The following is a 16,643-nucleotide window of genomic DNA, read 5'->3' on the forward strand; positions in this document are numbered from 1 at the left end:
TACGGGGTCGGTGCCGGCCGGATGTCGCACCGCCATGCCCCGTTCTTCTCGCGGCCGGTACGGACACCGGTCGTCGCTAACCGGAAACCCCTGGTCACGGGGGTGCCGCGAGGCGGGGGCGGGGTTTCCCCGGCCGGTGCGGTGCAGGCCGAGGGCGGCCCTGAGTCGCTCTTACGGGTGGTGCCGGATGTGGTCTGTCCCCGCGGTGGAGGGTGTCGTTCGTTGGCTGCCAAGTTGTCTCCCCGCGAACCCGAGCCCCCGGTCTGCGCTACAGGTCCGGACCTTTGCCAAATTTGGGGCGTAAGCATACTGATTTATCATCCGTCACGGATGTCGCTGCGTTCGATTACATTCCGAAATCAGCCGAGGTGATCTCCGCGATGTGCCGGACCGATCCGGGGCTCGTGACCTAGCTTCAAGTCATGAATCTGCAGCAGCTCCGCTATGTGGTCGCGACGGCGGAGCATCGCACCATGACCGACGCGGCCAGATCGCTGTACATCGCACAACCCGCGCTCTCCCGTGCGATCAGGGATCTGGAACGAGAGCTCGGGATGACATTGTTCGCGCGTTCCGGACGTGGCGTGGTCGTCACGGCACAGGGGCGCCGGGTGGTCAAGCTGGCCAGGGAGGCACTCGATGCCGTTCGCGAGATCGAGGCACTGTCCACGCACGGCCACACCTCCGAGGCGGAGCTCCGCATCGCCTCGATACCCAGCCTCGAACCAGGGCTGGCCGGACGCCTTCTCCCCGCGTACACCGCGGAACATCCCGGGGTACGCATTCAGATTGTCCGCTGTGACGGGCGGGACGGCGTGGTGAGCGCCATCAGGGACCAGCGGGCCGACCTCGGCCTGACGGACCTGCCCGTCCCCACCGATCTGGTCAGCCACCCGCTGGAGCGCCAGGAGATCGTGCTGATCTCCCCGCCCGGCGTGGACCTGCCCGACCCGGTGCCGGTGAGGAGACTCAACGGCATGCGCCTGGTACTGCCGGTTCCCGGCAGCTCCCGGCGCAGGGAGTTCGACGCGCTCTTCGCCAAGCACGGTGTGGCCCCCGTGGTGGCGACGCAGCTCGACGAGCGCGGCAACTGGCTGAGCACCGTCCGTTCGGGTACGGCCTCGATGCTCTGGTACCGGGGGATGGCCGAGCAGGCCGCCCGCGCCGGACTCGTGGTCCGCACCCTCGATCCCTCGGTCCGCCGGGTGATCGCCATCGTTCACGCGCGGCGGCGGCTGCCCGCCATCGCCCAGGAGTTCCTGTCCGTGGCCGAAAGTGGGTCGGCCGCGTAGGAGCCCCGAGGCTCGTCAGTTTTCCCCAGGTTTCCCCCAGAGGCGGCGCAGGTGGGAGCGCCGTCCTCTCCGACACCGGGCTATAGGCTCGGTCTCGATGACTACTCTGCACCTGCGAGGCCGTGAGTTCCGGCCCGGTGAGTTCGCGATCATGGCGGTGGTCAACCGCACCCCCGACTCCTTCTTCGACCGGGGAAGGACCTACGGTTTCGCGGCGGCCCTGGAGGCGGTGGACGGTGCCGTCGCCGGAGGCGCGGACATCGTCGACATCGGCGGCGTCAAGGCGGGTCCCGGTGACGAGGTCGACCCCGCGGAGGAGATCCGCAGGGTGGCCGACCTGGTCGCCGAGGTCAGGCGGCGCCACCCCCGGCTCATCATCAGCGTCGACACCTGGCGTGCGGAGGTCGGCGAGGTCGTCGCGGAGGCGGGCGCCGACCTGCTCAACGACACCTGGGGCGGGGTCGACCCCAACCTGGCATCCGTCGCGGCCAAGCACGGCATCGGCCTGGTCTGCGCGCACGCTGGACGGGTCGCCCCCCGCACCCGCCCGCACCGCATCGCCTACGCCGACGTGGTCGCCGACGTCATCGGCTACACCGTCGACCTCGCCGAACGCGCCGTCGCCGCGGGAGTGTCCAGGGAGTCGATCCTCATCGACCCGGCGCACGACTTCGGCAAGAACACCTGGCACTCCCTGGAGATCAGCCGCCGCCTGGACGAGATGGTCGGCACCGGCTGGCCGGTGCTCGTCGCGGTCTCCAACAAGGACTTCGTCGGTGAGACCCTCGGCGGGCTCCCGGTGGACGAGCGCCACGCGGGAACCATGGCCACGCTGGCGGTCTCCGCCTGGCAGGGCGCCCGGGTGTTCCGGGTCCACGACGCCGCGTCCGCCCGCGCCGCCCTGGCGACCGTCGCCAGGCTCCGGCGATGACGCGGCGCGTCAGGAGTAGATGACCGACAGGAAGCGGATCAGGATCGCCTCCCGGCGGTCGGCGGGAAGGGCGTCCAGGACGGCGTTGACCACGGCCATCTCCGGCTGGCCGGAACCGCCCAGATCCACCCCGACCGAGGCCGCCAGCTCGCCGAAGGTCTCGTCGTCCAGCGTGTCCAGGTCCAGTTCCGCGATCAGTTCCACCAGCCCCTCGGGCAACCGCGCGGGGCCGCGCCCGCGGGCCGCCTCCGCCGCCTCCGCGATCACCTCCAGCATCGCCTCGACACCCCGCAGGGTCACCCCGGTCACCGTGATGTGGATGTTGGCCGGGATACCCGCGTACGACAGCTGCGGCTGCAGGAACCACCCCCGCTTCCTGGCCTCGTCGGACAGTACGAACACGTCCACCTCGTCCGAGCCGAAGGCGACCAGCGCGGACTCGGGGTCGCCGAGCACCCGCAGCCCCGGGATCTTCGCGATGCCCTCGCGGAGCATGCGGGCCGCCGCCAGGGTGGTGCGGCCGAGTTCCAGGTAGCCCTCCCTGCCCAGGGCCTGGAAGGTGGCCCACGCGCCGCCCAGCGGGCCGGCGGACTTCGAGCTCTGCACCGTGGCGTTGATCACCGTGTAGCCGGGCCACGACGCCGAGGCGAAGTACGCCCGGCGCCGCAGCGCCGGGTCGGCGAACAGCACGACCGACGCACCCTTGGGGGAGTAGCCGAACTTGTGCAGGTCGCACGAGAGGGACGTGACCCCGGGAACCGACAGGTCGAAGGGCGGAACACTCGCCCCGGCCTCGCGCAGCCACGGCAGCAGCCACCCGCCCACGCAGGCGTCCACGTGACACGGCACGCCGCGCGCGGCGGCGATCGCGGCTATCTCGGAGATCGGATCGATCACGCCCTGGGGGTAGGACGGAGCCGAGGCGACCACCAGGACGGTGTCCTCGCTGATCGCGGCCTCGACGGCCGCGGGGGAGGCCCGGAAGGTCACCGGGTCCACCGGCACCGGGTCCACCACGACCCCCAGGTAGTGCGCGGCCTTGTGGAAGGCCGGGTGCGCGGTCACCGGGACCGCCATCCGGGGGCGGCCCTCGGTCTTCCCGGAGTCCCGGGCCGCCTTCACCGCCAGCATGATCGACTCGGTGCCGCCGCTGGTGAAGATGCCCCACCCTCCGCCGAGCAGCTCGGCGACCGCGCCGACGACCTGCTTCTCCATCTCCACGACGCTGGGGAACGCCGTCGGGTCGAGGGTGTTGACCTCAAGCATCTCGAAGTAGGCCCTGGCGGCGGCCTCGTGCACCTCGGGGCGCCCGGTGTCGTAGACGTACGCGGTCACCTTGCCGCCGCGCACCGGCAGGTCGTCCCGCTTGAGGCGGGTGATCTCGGCGAGCAGTTCCTCGGTGCTGCGGCCCTTGTCAGGCAGGCTCATCGGTCTCCTCGGGGGGACGGCTCGCACGGCTCGCGTGCCGGAAGGGACGCGGCCCGCAGAGGCCGCAGGGGAGTACCCCAGGATCATACGGATCGTGGCGCCGGGGAATCCGGTGGCAAGGAGACGGTTGACAGGCCCCGCTCAGGACAGGGGAAGCCGTACGACCGCCCGGAGACCGGGTGAGGCGTCCTTCAGGTGGACCGCGCCGCCGTGGGCGTGCACCGTCTCGCGCACGATCGCCAGGCCAAGACCGGCCCCGCCCTCGTCGCGGCTGCGCGCGCTGTCCAGCCGGGTGAACCGGTCGAACACCCGCTCCCGGTCGGGCTCGGGAATGCCGGGCCCGTCGTCGGTGACGGTCAGCACGGCGTCGGCTCCCTCGTCCCGCAACTCGACCAGCACAACGGTGCGGGTGTGCCGCAGCGCGTTGTCGACCAGGTTGACCAGCACCCGTCCCAGATCCAGCGCGTCCCCCGTCGTCACCATCGGGCCGTCGGCGATCTTCGCAGTGACGGCCTGGCCGTACCGCTCGACGGTCTGCTGGACCAGCTGGTCCAGTTCCACCGGCTCCCTGCGCGCCGGTGTGCCGCCGCGCTCGTCCAGGCGGGCCAGCGCGAGCAGGTCCTCGGCCAGCCGGGACAGGCGCATGGTGTCCTCCAGCACGCCCTCGGCCGTCTCCTGCCAGTCCTGCCCTCCGGGATGGCCGAGCGCCACCTCCAGCTGGAGCCGGATGCTCGCCAGCGGGCTGCGCAGCTCGTGCGCCGCGTCCGAGACCAGGGCCCGCTGCCGGATGTCCGCCTTCTCCAGCCGGGCCAGCATCGCGTTCAGCGTCGTGGCCAGGCTGTGCACCTCGTCGCGCGCCTCGGGCACCGGCAGGCGATGGGAGCGAGCGGTGTCGGTGATCTCCTCCGCGCCCCGGCGCAGTGCCGTGATCGGCCGCAGGGTCCCGCCGATGATCACCCAGCTGACCCCGGCGAGCAGGATCAGCAGCAGCGGCGTGCCGACGAGCAGCACGTGCCCGGCCGTGGAGATGCTGGTCTGCACCTCGCTGAAGGGGCGCGCCGCGATCACCGTCCTTCCCCCGTCGGCGCTGAGCACCCGGACTCGCAGCACGTGCGGGATGCCGTACGGCTTCCCGTCCAGGAAGCGCGCCTCGGCCGCGCCGATCGCCTCGGCCCGGTCGGCGGCGTTCAGCAGCGGCACCAGCCGGTCGGTGCCGGCGGTGGTGTGGGTGATCCGCCCCGCGCCGTCGATCACCTGCAGGAGCGTGCCGTCCGGCGAGGTCACCTCGTTGGGCAGCCGCTCGGCGTCGGCCAGCGAGACCGTCTCCCTGGCCCGCTGGTAGATCGAGTCGTCGATGGTGCTCAGCAGCGCGTTGCGGAGCACGCCGATCATCACGTACGCCGAGACCACGAGTGCCACCGCCAGCACGGCCGAGGCGACCGCGGTCAGCCGGAAGCGCAGGCTCCGGCGCCGCCACAGGCCGACCGCGCGACGCCTTCCCCCCGGTGTCGCGCCGGTCGCCGGGGGCGGGGCGGCCGGAGGAGCCTGGCGGGGCCGGGGCGCGGGAGCAGCCGCCATCTCAGCCACCATCGCCGGCCAGCCGGTATCCCGCTCCCCGCACCGTCTGCAGCGCGTTCCTGGAGAACGGCACGTCGATCTTGCGCCGCAGATAGCCGACGTAGACCTCGACCACGTTGGGGTCGGTGTCGAAGGTGTCCCAGACGTGCTCCAGGATCTCCGTCTTGGAGACCACCTCGTCGTGGTGGCGGATCAGGAACTCCAGCAGCGCGAACTCCCTGGGCGTCAGCTCCACCGGCGTCTCGCCCCTGGTGACGCGCCGCCGCGCCGGATCCAGTGCCAGGTCCCCGGCCCTCAGCACGGACGGGCGCCGGTGCGCGCCGCGCCGCAGCAGCGCCCTCAGCCTGGCCACCAGCACCACGTACGAGAACGGCTTGGTCAGGTAGTCGTCGGCGCCGAGGTCGAGCCCGTCGGCCATGTCGTACTCGCCGTCCTTGGCCGACAGCATCAGGATCGGCACCCAGTTCTCCTCCGCCCGCAGCTGCTTGCAGACGTTGTAGCCGGAGATCCTGGGCAACATGATGTCCAGCACCATCACGTCGTACTCGCCGTGCCTGGCCTGGTGGAGGCCGTCCTCCCCATCGTGCGCGAGGTCGACCACGAACCCCTCGGCCTGCAACCCCCGCCGCAGGGCCGCGGCCATCCGCCGCTCGTCCTCCACGACGAGAACCCGCATGATCCACCTCTTCTCTCACCTTGGACGTTCCCATCCTCGACCACCCGGCCTGAGAGGTGGCTGAGAATCCTGTGAGCCCTCTCAGTCTGTCTCAGCCTCGGCACAGGAGCCGTCCCGCAGGCTGCTGTTCACAGGCACTGACGGCATAGCGTGGAGGAATGAGATGTCAGAACGAGCGAGACGTGGACGCGCAGTGAGGTGGGCCGTGCCGGCCGCCGCGGTCGCGGTGATCGCCGGAGCCATCGGAGCCGGGCCGGTCATCGCCGCCGTCCAGGGGGATCCCGTCCTGCCCGAGCGTACCGCCGAGCAGCTGCTCGCGAGCGCGGCCCAGGCCGGCCGGGCCGGGTTGAAACCCATGTCGGGCACCGTCATGCAGACCGCCTCACTCGGGCTGCCGGGACTGCCGGAGGTGCCGGGCATGGGCGGGTCCTCGCCCATCGCCCTGCTCTCGGGCTCGCACGAGCTCAAGGTCTGGTACGGAGGGGCGGACAAGGTCCGCTTCGCCCTTCCCGGCCGGATGAGCGAGACCGACCTGATCACCAACGGCGACCAGATCTGGCTGTGGCAGAGCGACGAGAACAAGGCCACCCGGGTCAAGGCCGGGAGCGGGGAACAGGGCGAGGAAGCGGCCCGCGCCCACGAGGCACTGCCCACGGCGACCACGCCGCAGCAGCTCGCCCAGCAGTTGCTGCAGCGGGTCGGCGCCGACACGGTGGTCAGCGTGAGCAACACCGAGAAGGTCGCCGACCGTGCGGCCTACCAGCTCGCGTTCGCGCCCAAGGACACCTCGTCCCTGGTCAAGGAGGTCAAGCTGGCGCTGGACGGGGAGACCCTGGTCCCGCTGCGGGTGCAGGTCTACGCCAGGAGCGCGGCCGAGCCCGCCTTCGAGGTCGGTTTCACCTCGGTCACCTTCTCCCCGCCCGCCGCGGAGAACTTCACCTTCACCCCGCCCGCGGGCGCCAAGGTCGAGGAGACGTCGATCGCCGAGATCCTCAAGGAGCGGCGGCCGGAGCAGGACAAGAACCTCGAGGACGCGGAGAAGCTCAGGGGCGAGATCAGCGCCGTCGGCGACGGCTGGACCACGGTCGCGGTGATCCCCGTCTCCGAGCAGGAACTCACCGGCCAGGGATCGGGCCAGGGCGAGGAATCCGCGGGAGCGGGCGTCGGCGCGATCGGCGACGCCCTGCTGAAGTCGGCCAAGCCGATCAGCGGGACCTGGGGCAGCGGCAAGGTCATCCAGACCAAGCTGGTCTCCGCGCTGCTGACCGACGACGGCCGCCTGCTGGTCGGCGCCGTCACCCCGGAGAAACTGTCCGAGGCGGCCGGTCGGAAATGAGCCGGATGCCGACAGACGCCGGGCTCGCGGTGGACGTCCCCGGATCCCGTGTCGGGGATCCGGGGGGCGGTGCCCGGAGAGAGGCGCCCGGCGCGGAGCTCTCCATCGTCACCAGCGGGCTGACCAAGCGGTTCGGGAGCGGGCAGGTGGCCGTGGACGCCCTCGACCTCGCCGTGCCCAGCGGGTCGGTGTTCGGCTTCCTGGGCCCCAACGGCTCGGGCAAGACCACCACCATCCGCATGCTGCTCGGCCTGGTGGCGCCGACGGCGGGCGAGTGGCGGCTGCTCGGCACGCCGATGCCCGGCGGGGTGGGCGGCGTGCTGTCGAGGGTGGGAGCGCTGGTCGAAGGGCCGGCCTTCTACCCCTACCTGTCGGGCGAGGCGAACCTGCGCCGCTATGACGCCGCCGACCCGTCGGCCGACCCGCGCACCGTCTCGGCCAGGATCGGACTCGCGCTGGAACGGGTGGGCCTGGCCGCCGCGGCGGGCAAGCGCTACCGGGCCTACTCGCTCGGCATGCGCCAGCGGCTGGCCATCGCCGCCGCCCTGCTCGGCCCCAGGGAGTTGCTGATCCTCGACGAGCCGACCAACGGGCTGGACCCGCAGGGCACCCGTGAGGTGCGCGGCCTGGTCAAGGAGATCGCCGCCGAGGGGACCACCGTCTTCGTCTCCTCCCACCTGCTGGCGGAGGTGGAGCAGATGTGCTCCCACGTCGCGGTCATGCGGGCCGGACGGCTGGTCGCGCAGGGACCCATCGCCGACCTGCGGGCATCGGAGACGGTCAGGATCCGGGTGGAGACCCCCGACGTCGAGGCGGCGGCGGCGGTGCTCGCCGGACTCGGCCTGCCGGAGATCCGTCTCGGTGACGGCGACGTCAGCGCGGCACTGGGAGCCGGCCTGCCGGAACAGGTATGCGCCGCGCTGGTCACCGGTGGCGTCGCCGTCCGCGGCCTGGCCGTCCAGCGCCCCACTCTTGAGGACGTGTTCATGGGCCTGACCGGGGAGGGATTCGATGTCGACGGTTAGCGGAAAGGAAGCCGTGTCCACCGAGAACGTCACACGCGCCACCCCTGACCAGGACCCGCCCCAGGGGAGGGACCCGGTCATGACGGCGGGTCAGGTCGCCGGTGGGCGCCCGATTCCCCCGCCGCGGGCGGTGAGCGCCCCCAGGGCGTGGCTGCGGCTGCTCGGCTCGGAGGTCGGCCTGACGTTCCGGCGGCCCAGAAACCTCGCCATGCTCGGGGTGCTCACCGTGATCCCGATGCTGATCGGCATCGCGCTGCGGATGTTCGCCGGGACCGGCGGGGACGGGACCGGTGCTCCGGCGATCTTCGAGCAGATCACCGGGAACGGGTTGTTCCTCACCTTCGCCGCGCTCTCGCTGCTGGTGCAGCTGATGCTGCCGGTCTCCGTCGCGATCGTCGCGGGGGACTCGATCGCGGGGGAGGCGGGCATCGGCACGTTGCGCTACCTGCTCGCGGCCCCGGCGGGCCGGACCCGCCTGCTGGCGGTCAAGTACGCCACCGTGGTCCTCTTCTGCCTGGCCGCCGTCACCGCGGTGGCGCTGTCCGCGCTCCTGGTCGGCCTGGTGCTGTTCCCGGCGGGCCCGATCACGCTGCTGTCGGGAGGGACGATCCCGTTCCTCGACGGGGTGCTGCGGATCGGCGTCGTCGTGCTGTACGTCACCGCCGGCATGGCGGCCCTGGCCGCCATCGCACTGGCCCTGTCGACCCTGACCGAGGTGTCCGTCGGAGCCATCGCCTCGACAGTGGTCATCGTCATCGTGGCCCAGGTCCTGCGAGCCGTTCCGCAGCTGTCCGCGCTCCAGCCGTACCTGCTCACCGAGTGGTGGAGCGGCTTCGACGGCGTTCTGCGGGACCCGGTGGCCACCGGAGACATGGGGCAGGGCCTGCTGGTCTTCGCCGCCTACGCCGCGGTCTTCTGCTCCATCGCCTGGGCACGCTTCACCGGCAAGGACATCACCGCCTGAGCTCAGGCGCAGCCGGGCACGCTCCCGGAGGCCACGTCGCGGCCACGCCCGCCCGCCACAGGCTTTCATGCCAGACCGGGGCGAGCTCGCGGTAGCGCAGGTCGCTCGGGTGCGAGTGGAGTACGGTGGCGTACTCGACTCGCCCGTTCCGCCGGAGAACACGAGACGGCCCCGGAGAGCTGCTCTCCGGGGCCGTCTCGCGCCGGATCAGGAGGCGCGGCCGCCGCGGCGCAGGCCGAGGGCGCCGACCACGGTCCCGACGAGCCCGAGCACCAGGCCGGCCCCGCCGAGCAGGCGGGCGGTTCCGTCCGAGCCCTCGGACGCGGAGGCGGCGGGGGCCACCGAGGGCGCGGCCGGTACGGCCACGGCCGACGGCGTCGCGGAGGCGGCGGCACCGTGACCGTCACCCTCGGCGGAGGCGGGGGTGAGCTTCAGCACCGGGGCCGGACGCTCGGCCTCGGAACCGTCGGCCTTGGGCTCGTCCGCCCACTTGACGACCTCGCCACCGGTGTAGGTCTGGGTGGTGGGGAAGATGAGCTGGTCGGTGTCGGTGGGCAGCTTGCCCATGGACACCTCGAACTCCTGGAACTGGCCGGGTTCGATCTTTCCGCCCGACCAGATGACCTTCGTGACCGCCTCGGTGAGCTCGCCGTACTCGGTGGTGACCGGCTTGGGCAGCTTGCCCTCGACCACCTTGACCTTCCAGCCGGGTACCGGCTTGACCGAGACGAACGCCAGCGGGTGGTCGACGGGGAAGGTCACCTCCAGCTTGTTCGTGGAGGCGTCGTCACGCTCGTTCGGGACCCGGAAGGCGACCTTGGTGAAGCCGCCCTGCTGGGCGCTGTTGGGATTGATGGTGACGTGCGCGAGGACGGGCAGGGCGAGACCGAGGGTGAGGGCGGTGACACCGGCGGTGACGGTGGCCAGGCGGCGGGCATGGGAAAGCGGCATGGGGGTTCTCCACTTCGGGATTTCAGGATTTCGGGGGGCGGGTCAGGCGGCGGGGAGTGGAGGACCACGCCGGCTGACGGAGTGACGGAGAACGGCGCGCGCGAAGACGGGCGTGACCGGGGTGCGGGCGGGACGCGGCGGAGCCGCGGCCACGGCCGGGAGCCGCAGCAGCCGGAACATCGCGCCGAGGCGGTGCCGGGCCGAGCGGAGCAGCGCCCACAGGGCGGTCTCGCCGCGGGCCAGCCACCATCCGGTGACCAGCGTCGCGGTGAGGTGCGCGACGAGCATGCCGAGACTCTCGCCCAGCCCCCTGACGTGCGGGTGCGGGGCCACTGGAATCCCGGTGGCGTCACCGAGGAGGAACAACTCGTGCAAGGACAGTTGCAGGACGGACAGCACGGTGCTGATCGCCACGGTGGACCGCTCGCGCCCGGCGAGCAGCACGCTCACCGCCATGACCGCGGCTGCGCCGCTCGCCACCGCCCACGGCTCCGGCCCGGAACCGCCCGCGACCACGTGGCCGAGGACGGCGAGCGTCACGCAGACGGCCGAGAAGGCGGCCGCGCGCGTGAGGCGTAATGGGAGACGGGCGCGCATGGTGCCCCATATGCTCTCACGCCTCTGAGATGTCTGCCGTTTTAAGATTTTTGTCGCTATGGTGGCCGCGATCCTGACAGATCCTTCAATCCAAGGTGGTAGGGATGCGGCACGTTTTTGGGGTGCTTGTCGGGTTGGTTATGGCGGCGGTGCTGCTCTTCGGCGCCGGTTGGGCGGTGCAGGAGGCGGGGGCGAGCCTGGCGCCCCTTCCCGTTCCCGCGGAGAACGGCTCGAAGGTCTGGATCGCCCTCGGGGTGATGGCCGCGATCGGTCTCCTGGTCGGCCTGGTGGTCGCCAGCCGGGTCTCCCCGCTGGCCACCTTCGTTCCGTCGATGGTGCTGCTGGCCTGGACCGTGGTCTACGCCCTGGACGTCCGCCGCGCCATGGGGCTGGTTCCCGACGAGCCCACCTTCCACCCATTGCTCCTGCAGGCGGGTCGCGGCATGGGCCTGCTGCTGACCACCGGTGTCTACGCCCTTCTCGGCGTCCTGCTGTTCCTGCCGGTGCTGATGCCCTCCCGCTGGGCGCCGCGGTTCCGGGACGAGGAGGAGTACGAGGAGTCCGGCGAGCAGGACTACCGCTGAGCTTCCGGCCACCGGCCTTCCCGGGGATCAGGCGGAGTAGAGGCGGGCGACCACGTCCTCCATGGAGGCCTCCCCGGGGGCGGTGGCGCGCAGGTCGTCGAGGGTGCCGTCGAAGGCCAGGCTGCCGCGGTCGATCAGCATGACGCGGCGGCAGAGCTTCTCTATGTCGCCCAGGTCGTGGGTGGTGAGCAGGACGGTGGTGCCGCGCTCGGCGTTGAGGCGGAGCAGGAAGTCGCGCATGGCGGCCTTGCTGACCACGTCCAGGCCGATCGTGGGCTCGTCGAGCACCAGCACGGCGGGGTCGTGCAGGAGCGCGGCGGTGATGTCGCCGCGCATGCGCTGGCCGAGGCTGAGCTGGCGGACCGGAGTGCCCATGAAGCCGGCGAGGCCGAGGAGTTCGGTCAGCTCGGTCAGCCGTCGCCGGAAGTCTTTTTGATCTACTTTGTAGAGGTGTCGGACCAGTTCAAAACTGTCCCGCAGCGGCAGGTCCCACCACAGGGTCGTCCGCTGGCCGAACACCACCCCGATCCTGCGTGCCAGCGCGGTGCGGCGGCGCGTCGGATCGAGCCCGGCCACCCGGATGCTGCCGGAGGTCGGCGCCAGGATGCCGGTGAGCATCTTGATGGTCGTGGACTTGCCCGCGCCGTTGGGGCCGAGGTAGCCGACGAACTCCCCTGCTTCCACGCTGAACGACAGATCCCGTACGGCGTGCACGGTCTTTTTGGCCCTGCGGCGGCCCACGGTGAACGAGCGGCCGACCCGGTCGAGTTCGATCATGTGTCAACTTCCCGTCGAGCGGTAGCGGCGGATGCCCGCCCGCCAGGCCAGGGCGGCGACGGCGGCCAGGGCGACGGCCGCTGGGGGCGAGGCGAAACGGAGCCAGTACGGCAGGCCGAAGGGGTCCTCGCGGTCGAGCACGAACAGCGCGGGCTGCCAGTTCACGAACGCCAGCGGCACGACGAAGGTGACGCCCTTGACGAGCTCGGAGCCGTAGACGCTCAGCGGGTACTGGGTGAGGGTGCTGCCGCCGTAGGTGAAGGCGTTGGCCACCTCGGGGGCGTTGGTCAGCAGGAACTGCATGGCGCCGCCGAGGGTGAAGACCGAGGCGAAGATGACGACCCCGCACAGGACCATCAGCGGGATCATCCAGATTCTGCTCCAGGCGAGGCCGAGCTGGGGCAGGGCGACGGCGAGCACGACGGCGGCCTGTGCCGTCCTGCCGAAGCGGTGCACGCTGAAGCGGTCGACGGCCATCTGGGTGAAGGCGCTCGCCGGGCGGATCAGCATGGTGTCGAAGCTGCCGCTCCTGATGTGCTGGCTGAGCCGGTCGACGTTGCCGAAGAGCATGTCGGCCAGGGCGAAGGACAGGCCGGAGGTGCCGTACAGGAACATCACCTCGGCCAGGCCGAAGCCGCCCAGCGACCCGGTGTGCTCGAAGATCACCAAGATCGCCGCCACGTCCAGCGCGTTGACCGCGAACGAGCCCAGCATCATCATGATCAGCGGCCCCGGGTACTGTGCCGAGGCTCTCAGCCAGGTCCAGGCCAGCAGGAGGTAGGTCCTCACCATCGGCCGCTCGTTCCGGTGGTCCTCCGCGCGCCGTCAACCACCCTGGATCACGACCTTCCTGCGGGCGGCGCCCGTGGCCAGGGCTCCCAGGGCCAGTAGTGCCACCGCCCAGGCGAGCTGGAACCCCAGGGCTTCCAGGACGTCTCGCTTGCCGAGGTAGAGGTCGGCGGGTACCTGCACCATGGCCGACCACGGGAGTGCCTCGGCCAGGGCGCCGAGCCAGCCGGGGAAGAGGTTCAGCGGCAGGACCATGCCACTGAAGAAGAGCGTTGTCACCAGTGACAGCGACTGCACGCCCCGGTCGTCGACCACCCAGCAGGCGGACAGCGCCACCAGGTAGCGCAGGGCGAAGCTGACGACCACTCCCAGGATGAGGCCGGCTGTGAAGGAGAGGCAGGTCACCGGGTCGGCCGGCGCGACGAGGCCGAACAGCGCGGCGCCGACGGCCGTCGGCGGCAGGCTGCGGAGCAGGAGGAGGTATGCGGCCCTGCCGAGATCGTCGGCGAGGCTCCACATCTGCAGGGAGGCGGGGCGGACCAGGTCCAGGGCCACGTCTCCGCTGCGCACGCGTTCGGAGAGTTCCAGGCCGCCGCCGAAGACCTGCATGGGGCCGATGAACGCCTGGCTGAGGAAGCAGAAGGTGACGGCGTCGGCGAGGTCGTAGCCGGCGAGGCCGGGGCGGGCCTGCCAGAGGGCGATCAGGACGTAGGCGCGGAGGATGCCGAAGACGGTGTTGGTGAAGGCTCCGGCGACGGCGGCGGCGCGGTAGGTGGAGTGGCGGCGGAAGCCGTATCCGGCGATACGCGCGTAGAGCAGGAAGGCTGCCTCCCGGTGGGCGTCAGAACGGCCCTCCCATCCTCCTGGGTGGTCTGGGGAGGGGCAATGGATTTTTGGCGATGAGCGGGTGCTAGCCGGTCACGGGATCCGGGCGGCGCGTGGTGGCCCGGTCCGATGTCGGGCTTTCACCGGGATTCGGTCATGCCCCTAGCGTGTTGTATACCGATGCGATACATAGTTGCAATCTGCTCGATATGTAGAATCGCCGATAAAAGTATGTTATGAGGGGAATGTCCTTTTGTGGAGGTCCCCCATGCGCCATGAGATAGATATGGACGTCAGTCCGGCCTACCCCTTCAGCTGGCAGGCCGCGACCCTCAACGCGATCATGCGCGGCACCTTCAAACCCGCCTCCCAGCTGCTGCTGAGAACCGACATCGGTTTCGTCGCGGCCTCGCGCATCGTGGCTCTGGCGGGCAGGGTTCCGCTCCGCCTGCCCGTCCATGTGCGTGTGACACCCGATGAGGCCGGGCCGTGTCCGGGAGAGTGGGTCCGCGCGGGCGAGGAGCTCGACGAGCGCAAGGTCCTGCTCTACTTCCACGGCGGGGGCTACTTCGCCTGCTCCCCGGTCACCCACCGGCCGATCACCTGGCGCCTGTCGGCCGCGGCCCGGCGGCCGGTGCTGGCGGTCGACTACCGCCAGGGCCCGGTGCACAGGCCGGCCGAGGCGCTCGCGGACGCGATCGACGCCTACCGGTGCCTGCTGGAGCAGGACTACGACCCCGCCGACATCGTCTTCGGCGGGGACTCGGCCGGCGGCCACCTCACCCTGGCCACGCTCCTGGCGCTTCGCGACCAGGGCATGCCGCTGCCGGCCGCCGCCGTGTGCCTGTCGCCGTGGACGGATCTCACCGGTGCGCCCCGCAGGGTCAACCGGATGCTCGACCCGCTGATCCCGGCCGGCCGCGTCGACTGGCTCGCCCGCCGCTGGACGGCCGGTCTCGACCCCCATGACCCCCTGCTCTCCCCGGTCCTCGGTGACTACACCGGTCTGCCGCCGCTGATGGTCGTCACCGGCTCCACCGAGGTCCTGCGCGACGAGGGCCGCCGGGTGGCCGAGCGGGCCCGCGCGGCCGGGGTGCCGGTCACGTACGAGGAGTGGCCCCGTATGCCGCACGTCTTCGCCATTCTCGCCGACGTCGTCCCCGAGGCCCGCAAGGTCTACTCGCACATCGCCCGCTTCCTCGCCGCCGCGCAGGACCTCCCGCCCGCCGGCGAGGTCTCCGCGCGGGACCTGCTCGCCCAGGACGTACCCGACCAGGGCCTCGCCGCGCAGGATCTCCTGGCCTCGGATCTTTCCGCGTCCGGCCTTCCCGCCGGGGACGCCCCCGCTCTCGGGACCCCGCCCGCGCAGTCCGGTTCCGCGGCGGCCTGAGCGCGCGGGGGCGGCGGACCCGCCGCGGTCCGGGTTTTCGATGTCCGGCGGTGTTCAGCCGCGCGGGCCTTTCCCGCTGGTCACGCCGTCCCGTCCAGGCTCAAAGGCATCCCGCGCACCACGGATTTCTTACCCCCAGGGATCATTCGTCTTACCTCTCATATCCCTTCTGGCCTGTCGGCAGCGAAGGGCGCTCGAATCCCGTCACAGTGTGCTTGCCGTAGCCCGCGCACGAGAGGCTCAACGAGGATGGCACGTGGGGGAACAGGTCCCATAAGCGGCATGCCGACCGGTGTGCGGCCGCTGACCGTCGGGGACCCGGTCATCATCGGCCGTTACCTTCTGCTCGGCCGCCTCGGAACGGGCGGCATGGGCATCGTCTATCTGGCCCAGCACCCGCAGGGCGGGGTGGTGGCGATCAAGACCCCGCACCCGATGCACCTCAACGATGCCACGCTCCGCGCCCGTTTCGCCGAGGAAGTGAGATTCTCCCGGAGAGTGGTGCCTTTCTGCACCGCCGCGGTGATCGAGGACGGCACCGACAAGGACCGCCCCTACCTGGTGTCGGAGTACGTTCCGGGCCCCGCGCTCTCCCAGGTGGTCTCCACGCACGGTCCGCTCACCCCCGACCTGGCCTACGGCGTCGCCCTGGGGGTGGCCGCCGCGCTGGTCGCGGTGCACGAGGCCGGGCTGGTCCACCGAGATCTGAAACCGGGCAACGTGCTGCTGTCGGACACCGGTCCGCGGGTGATCGACTTCGGCATCGCCAGGGACGTCGACGTCCTCGCCGCGCACACGCAGGCGGGGCAGGTCATGGGCAGTCCCGGCTGGGTCGCCCCGGAGCGGCTCACCGGCGGGCTCGCGCTGCCCGCCTCCGACATCTTCGCCTGGGGCTGCCTGGTGGCCTACGCGGCCGGCGGCCACCATCCCTTCGGCACGGGTGAGGCGGACGTGCTGACCCGGCGCATCATGGTCGAGCCGCCGAGGGTGGCCTCGGTGCCCGCGCTGCTGCGCCCGGCCGTCGAGGCCTCCCTGGCCAAGGACCCCGCCGACCGGCCAGGGGCCGCGGACCTGCTCGGCGCGCTGCTCGCCGCGGGTGGTGTGGGTGACCCGTGGGACCTGCGCGAGGCGGTCGCGGCGGTGCTGGCGGAGATCTGGACCCCGGTGCCCCACGCGCCGGGAGCCGGGAGGGTGCGGCTCGCGACGCCGTCCTCGTTCCACGACGAGCCCTCGGTCCCGGTGGAGATCCCCGCCAGGGCTTCGCGCAGGGCCAGGCCGAGCAGGGGAGCGCACCTGTCGCAGGCCGGCTTCGCGGCGCTGGCCACGGTCTCCATGGCGGCGGTCACCGTGGCCGCCGCGGCCGGTGGCGGCGGGATCGGTTCCGGCGCCGGCTCGGGCATGCCCGAGACCTGCGGCTCGCACCGCCTCACCCTGGCCAAGTGCTCGCTGCCGGGTCAGCAGGGTGTGGAGTTCATGGGAGGCGTTGGCGACGAACTGACG

The 16,643-nt window shown here is 71.5% G+C and carries 16 protein-coding genes; 8 read left to right on the plus strand and 8 right to left on the minus strand.

Going from position 1 to position 16,643, the window contains the following annotated elements:
• Nucleotides 1–422: 422 nt before the first annotated feature.
• Nucleotides 423–1,292, plus strand: a complete 870-nt coding sequence (locus ACWD3H_RS30235; protein WP_030909189.1) for a LysR family transcriptional regulator — start codon at nucleotides 423–425, stop codon at nucleotides 1,290–1,292.
• 97 nt (nucleotides 1,293–1,389) lie between these two features.
• Nucleotides 1,390–2,223 carry a dihydropteroate synthase gene (gene folP / locus ACWD3H_RS30240; protein ID WP_350920427.1) on the plus strand — a complete coding sequence of 278 codons (834 nt, stop codon included), beginning with the start codon at nucleotides 1,390–1,392 and terminating at the stop codon, nucleotides 2,221–2,223.
• Nucleotides 2,224–2,232: 9 nt separating this feature from the next.
• Here the strand turns inward: folP and ACWD3H_RS30245 are convergent, their stop codons facing one another.
• The 3 genes from ACWD3H_RS30245 to ACWD3H_RS30255 form a co-directional block, all read right to left on the minus strand.
• Complete coding sequence (locus ACWD3H_RS30245; RefSeq protein ID WP_350963427.1) at nucleotides 2,233–3,651, minus strand: pyridoxal phosphate-dependent decarboxylase family protein; 1,419 nt, start codon at nucleotides 3,649–3,651, stop codon at nucleotides 2,233–2,235.
• A 141-nt stretch (nucleotides 3,652–3,792) separates the two neighbouring features.
• Complete coding sequence (locus ACWD3H_RS30250) at nucleotides 3,793–5,229, minus strand: ATP-binding protein (protein WP_451957414.1); 1,437 nt, start codon at nucleotides 5,227–5,229, stop codon at nucleotides 3,793–3,795.
• A gap of 1 nt (nucleotide 5,230) precedes the next feature.
• Nucleotides 5,231–5,905, minus strand: a complete 675-nt coding sequence (locus ACWD3H_RS30255; protein WP_326640903.1) for a response regulator transcription factor — start codon at nucleotides 5,903–5,905, stop codon at nucleotides 5,231–5,233.
• Nucleotides 5,906–6,098: 193 nt separating this feature from the next.
• Between ACWD3H_RS30255 and ACWD3H_RS30260 the strand changes: the two genes are divergently transcribed.
• The 3 genes from ACWD3H_RS30260 to ACWD3H_RS30270 are packed head-to-tail and all read left to right on the plus strand — an operon-like array spanning nucleotide 6,099 to nucleotide 9,230.
• Nucleotides 6,099–7,241, plus strand: coding sequence for a LolA family protein (locus tag ACWD3H_RS30260; RefSeq protein ID WP_451957415.1), 1,143 nt, complete (start codon nucleotides 6,099–6,101; stop codon nucleotides 7,239–7,241).
• 5 nt (nucleotides 7,242–7,246) lie between these two features.
• Nucleotides 7,247–8,266, plus strand: coding sequence for an ABC transporter ATP-binding protein (locus ACWD3H_RS30265; protein WP_355562250.1), 1,020 nt, complete (start codon nucleotides 7,247–7,249; stop codon nucleotides 8,264–8,266).
• Nucleotides 8,253–9,230, plus strand: a complete 978-nt coding sequence (locus ACWD3H_RS30270; protein WP_451957416.1) for an ABC transporter permease — start codon at nucleotides 8,253–8,255, stop codon at nucleotides 9,228–9,230. The genes ACWD3H_RS30265 and ACWD3H_RS30270 overlap by 14 nt, the downstream gene beginning before the upstream one ends.
• Nucleotides 9,231–9,437: 207 nt before the next feature.
• On the opposite strand, the gene ACWD3H_RS30275 is transcribed toward ACWD3H_RS30270, so the two are convergent.
• On the minus strand, nucleotides 9,438–10,181 hold the full coding sequence (locus ACWD3H_RS30275; protein ID WP_350963440.1) for a YcnI family copper-binding membrane protein: 744 nt from the start codon (nucleotides 10,179–10,181) through the stop codon (nucleotides 9,438–9,440).
• Between the two features lie 42 nt (nucleotides 10,182–10,223).
• Entirely contained in the window at nucleotides 10,224–10,778 is a 555-nt protein-coding gene (locus tag ACWD3H_RS30280; protein ID WP_355626220.1) for an MFS transporter, read from the minus strand.
• 104 nt (nucleotides 10,779–10,882) lie between these two features.
• Here ACWD3H_RS30280 and ACWD3H_RS30285 point away from each other — a divergent pair, with 104 nt between their 5' ends.
• Complete coding sequence (locus tag ACWD3H_RS30285) at nucleotides 10,883–11,362, plus strand: hypothetical protein (protein ID WP_451957417.1); 480 nt, start codon at nucleotides 10,883–10,885, stop codon at nucleotides 11,360–11,362.
• A gap of 27 nt (nucleotides 11,363–11,389) precedes the next feature.
• On the opposite strand, the gene ACWD3H_RS30290 is transcribed toward ACWD3H_RS30285, so the two are convergent.
• The 3 genes from ACWD3H_RS30290 to ACWD3H_RS30300 are packed head-to-tail and all read right to left on the minus strand — an operon-like array spanning nucleotide 11,390 to nucleotide 13,819.
• On the minus strand, nucleotides 11,390–12,139 hold the full coding sequence (locus ACWD3H_RS30290) for an ABC transporter ATP-binding protein (RefSeq protein WP_355562236.1): 750 nt from the start codon (nucleotides 12,137–12,139) through the stop codon (nucleotides 11,390–11,392).
• Nucleotides 12,140–12,142: 3 nt separating this feature from the next.
• Entirely contained in the window at nucleotides 12,143–12,931 is a 789-nt protein-coding gene (locus ACWD3H_RS30295) for an ABC transporter permease (RefSeq protein ID WP_355562234.1), read from the minus strand.
• A gap of 33 nt (nucleotides 12,932–12,964) precedes the next feature.
• The gene (locus tag ACWD3H_RS30300; RefSeq protein ID WP_451957421.1) at nucleotides 12,965–13,819 is read right to left on the minus strand and encodes an ABC transporter permease; all 855 of its coding nucleotides are present in this window, start codon (nucleotides 13,817–13,819) and stop codon (nucleotides 12,965–12,967) included.
• 220 nt (nucleotides 13,820–14,039) lie between these two features.
• Between ACWD3H_RS30300 and ACWD3H_RS30305 the strand changes: the two genes are divergently transcribed.
• Together ACWD3H_RS30305 and ACWD3H_RS30310 are read left to right on the plus strand one after the other, a co-directional pair.
• Nucleotides 14,040–15,143, plus strand: coding sequence for an alpha/beta hydrolase (locus ACWD3H_RS30305; RefSeq protein ID WP_451957418.1), 1,104 nt, complete (start codon nucleotides 14,040–14,042; stop codon nucleotides 15,141–15,143).
• A 282-nt stretch (nucleotides 15,144–15,425) separates the two neighbouring features.
• Nucleotides 15,426–16,643, plus strand: a 1,218-nt coding sequence (locus ACWD3H_RS30310) for a serine/threonine-protein kinase (RefSeq protein WP_451957419.1), incomplete at its 3' end; no start/stop codon positions are given.

This window comes from Streptosporangium sp. NPDC002607 (assembly GCF_053592655.1).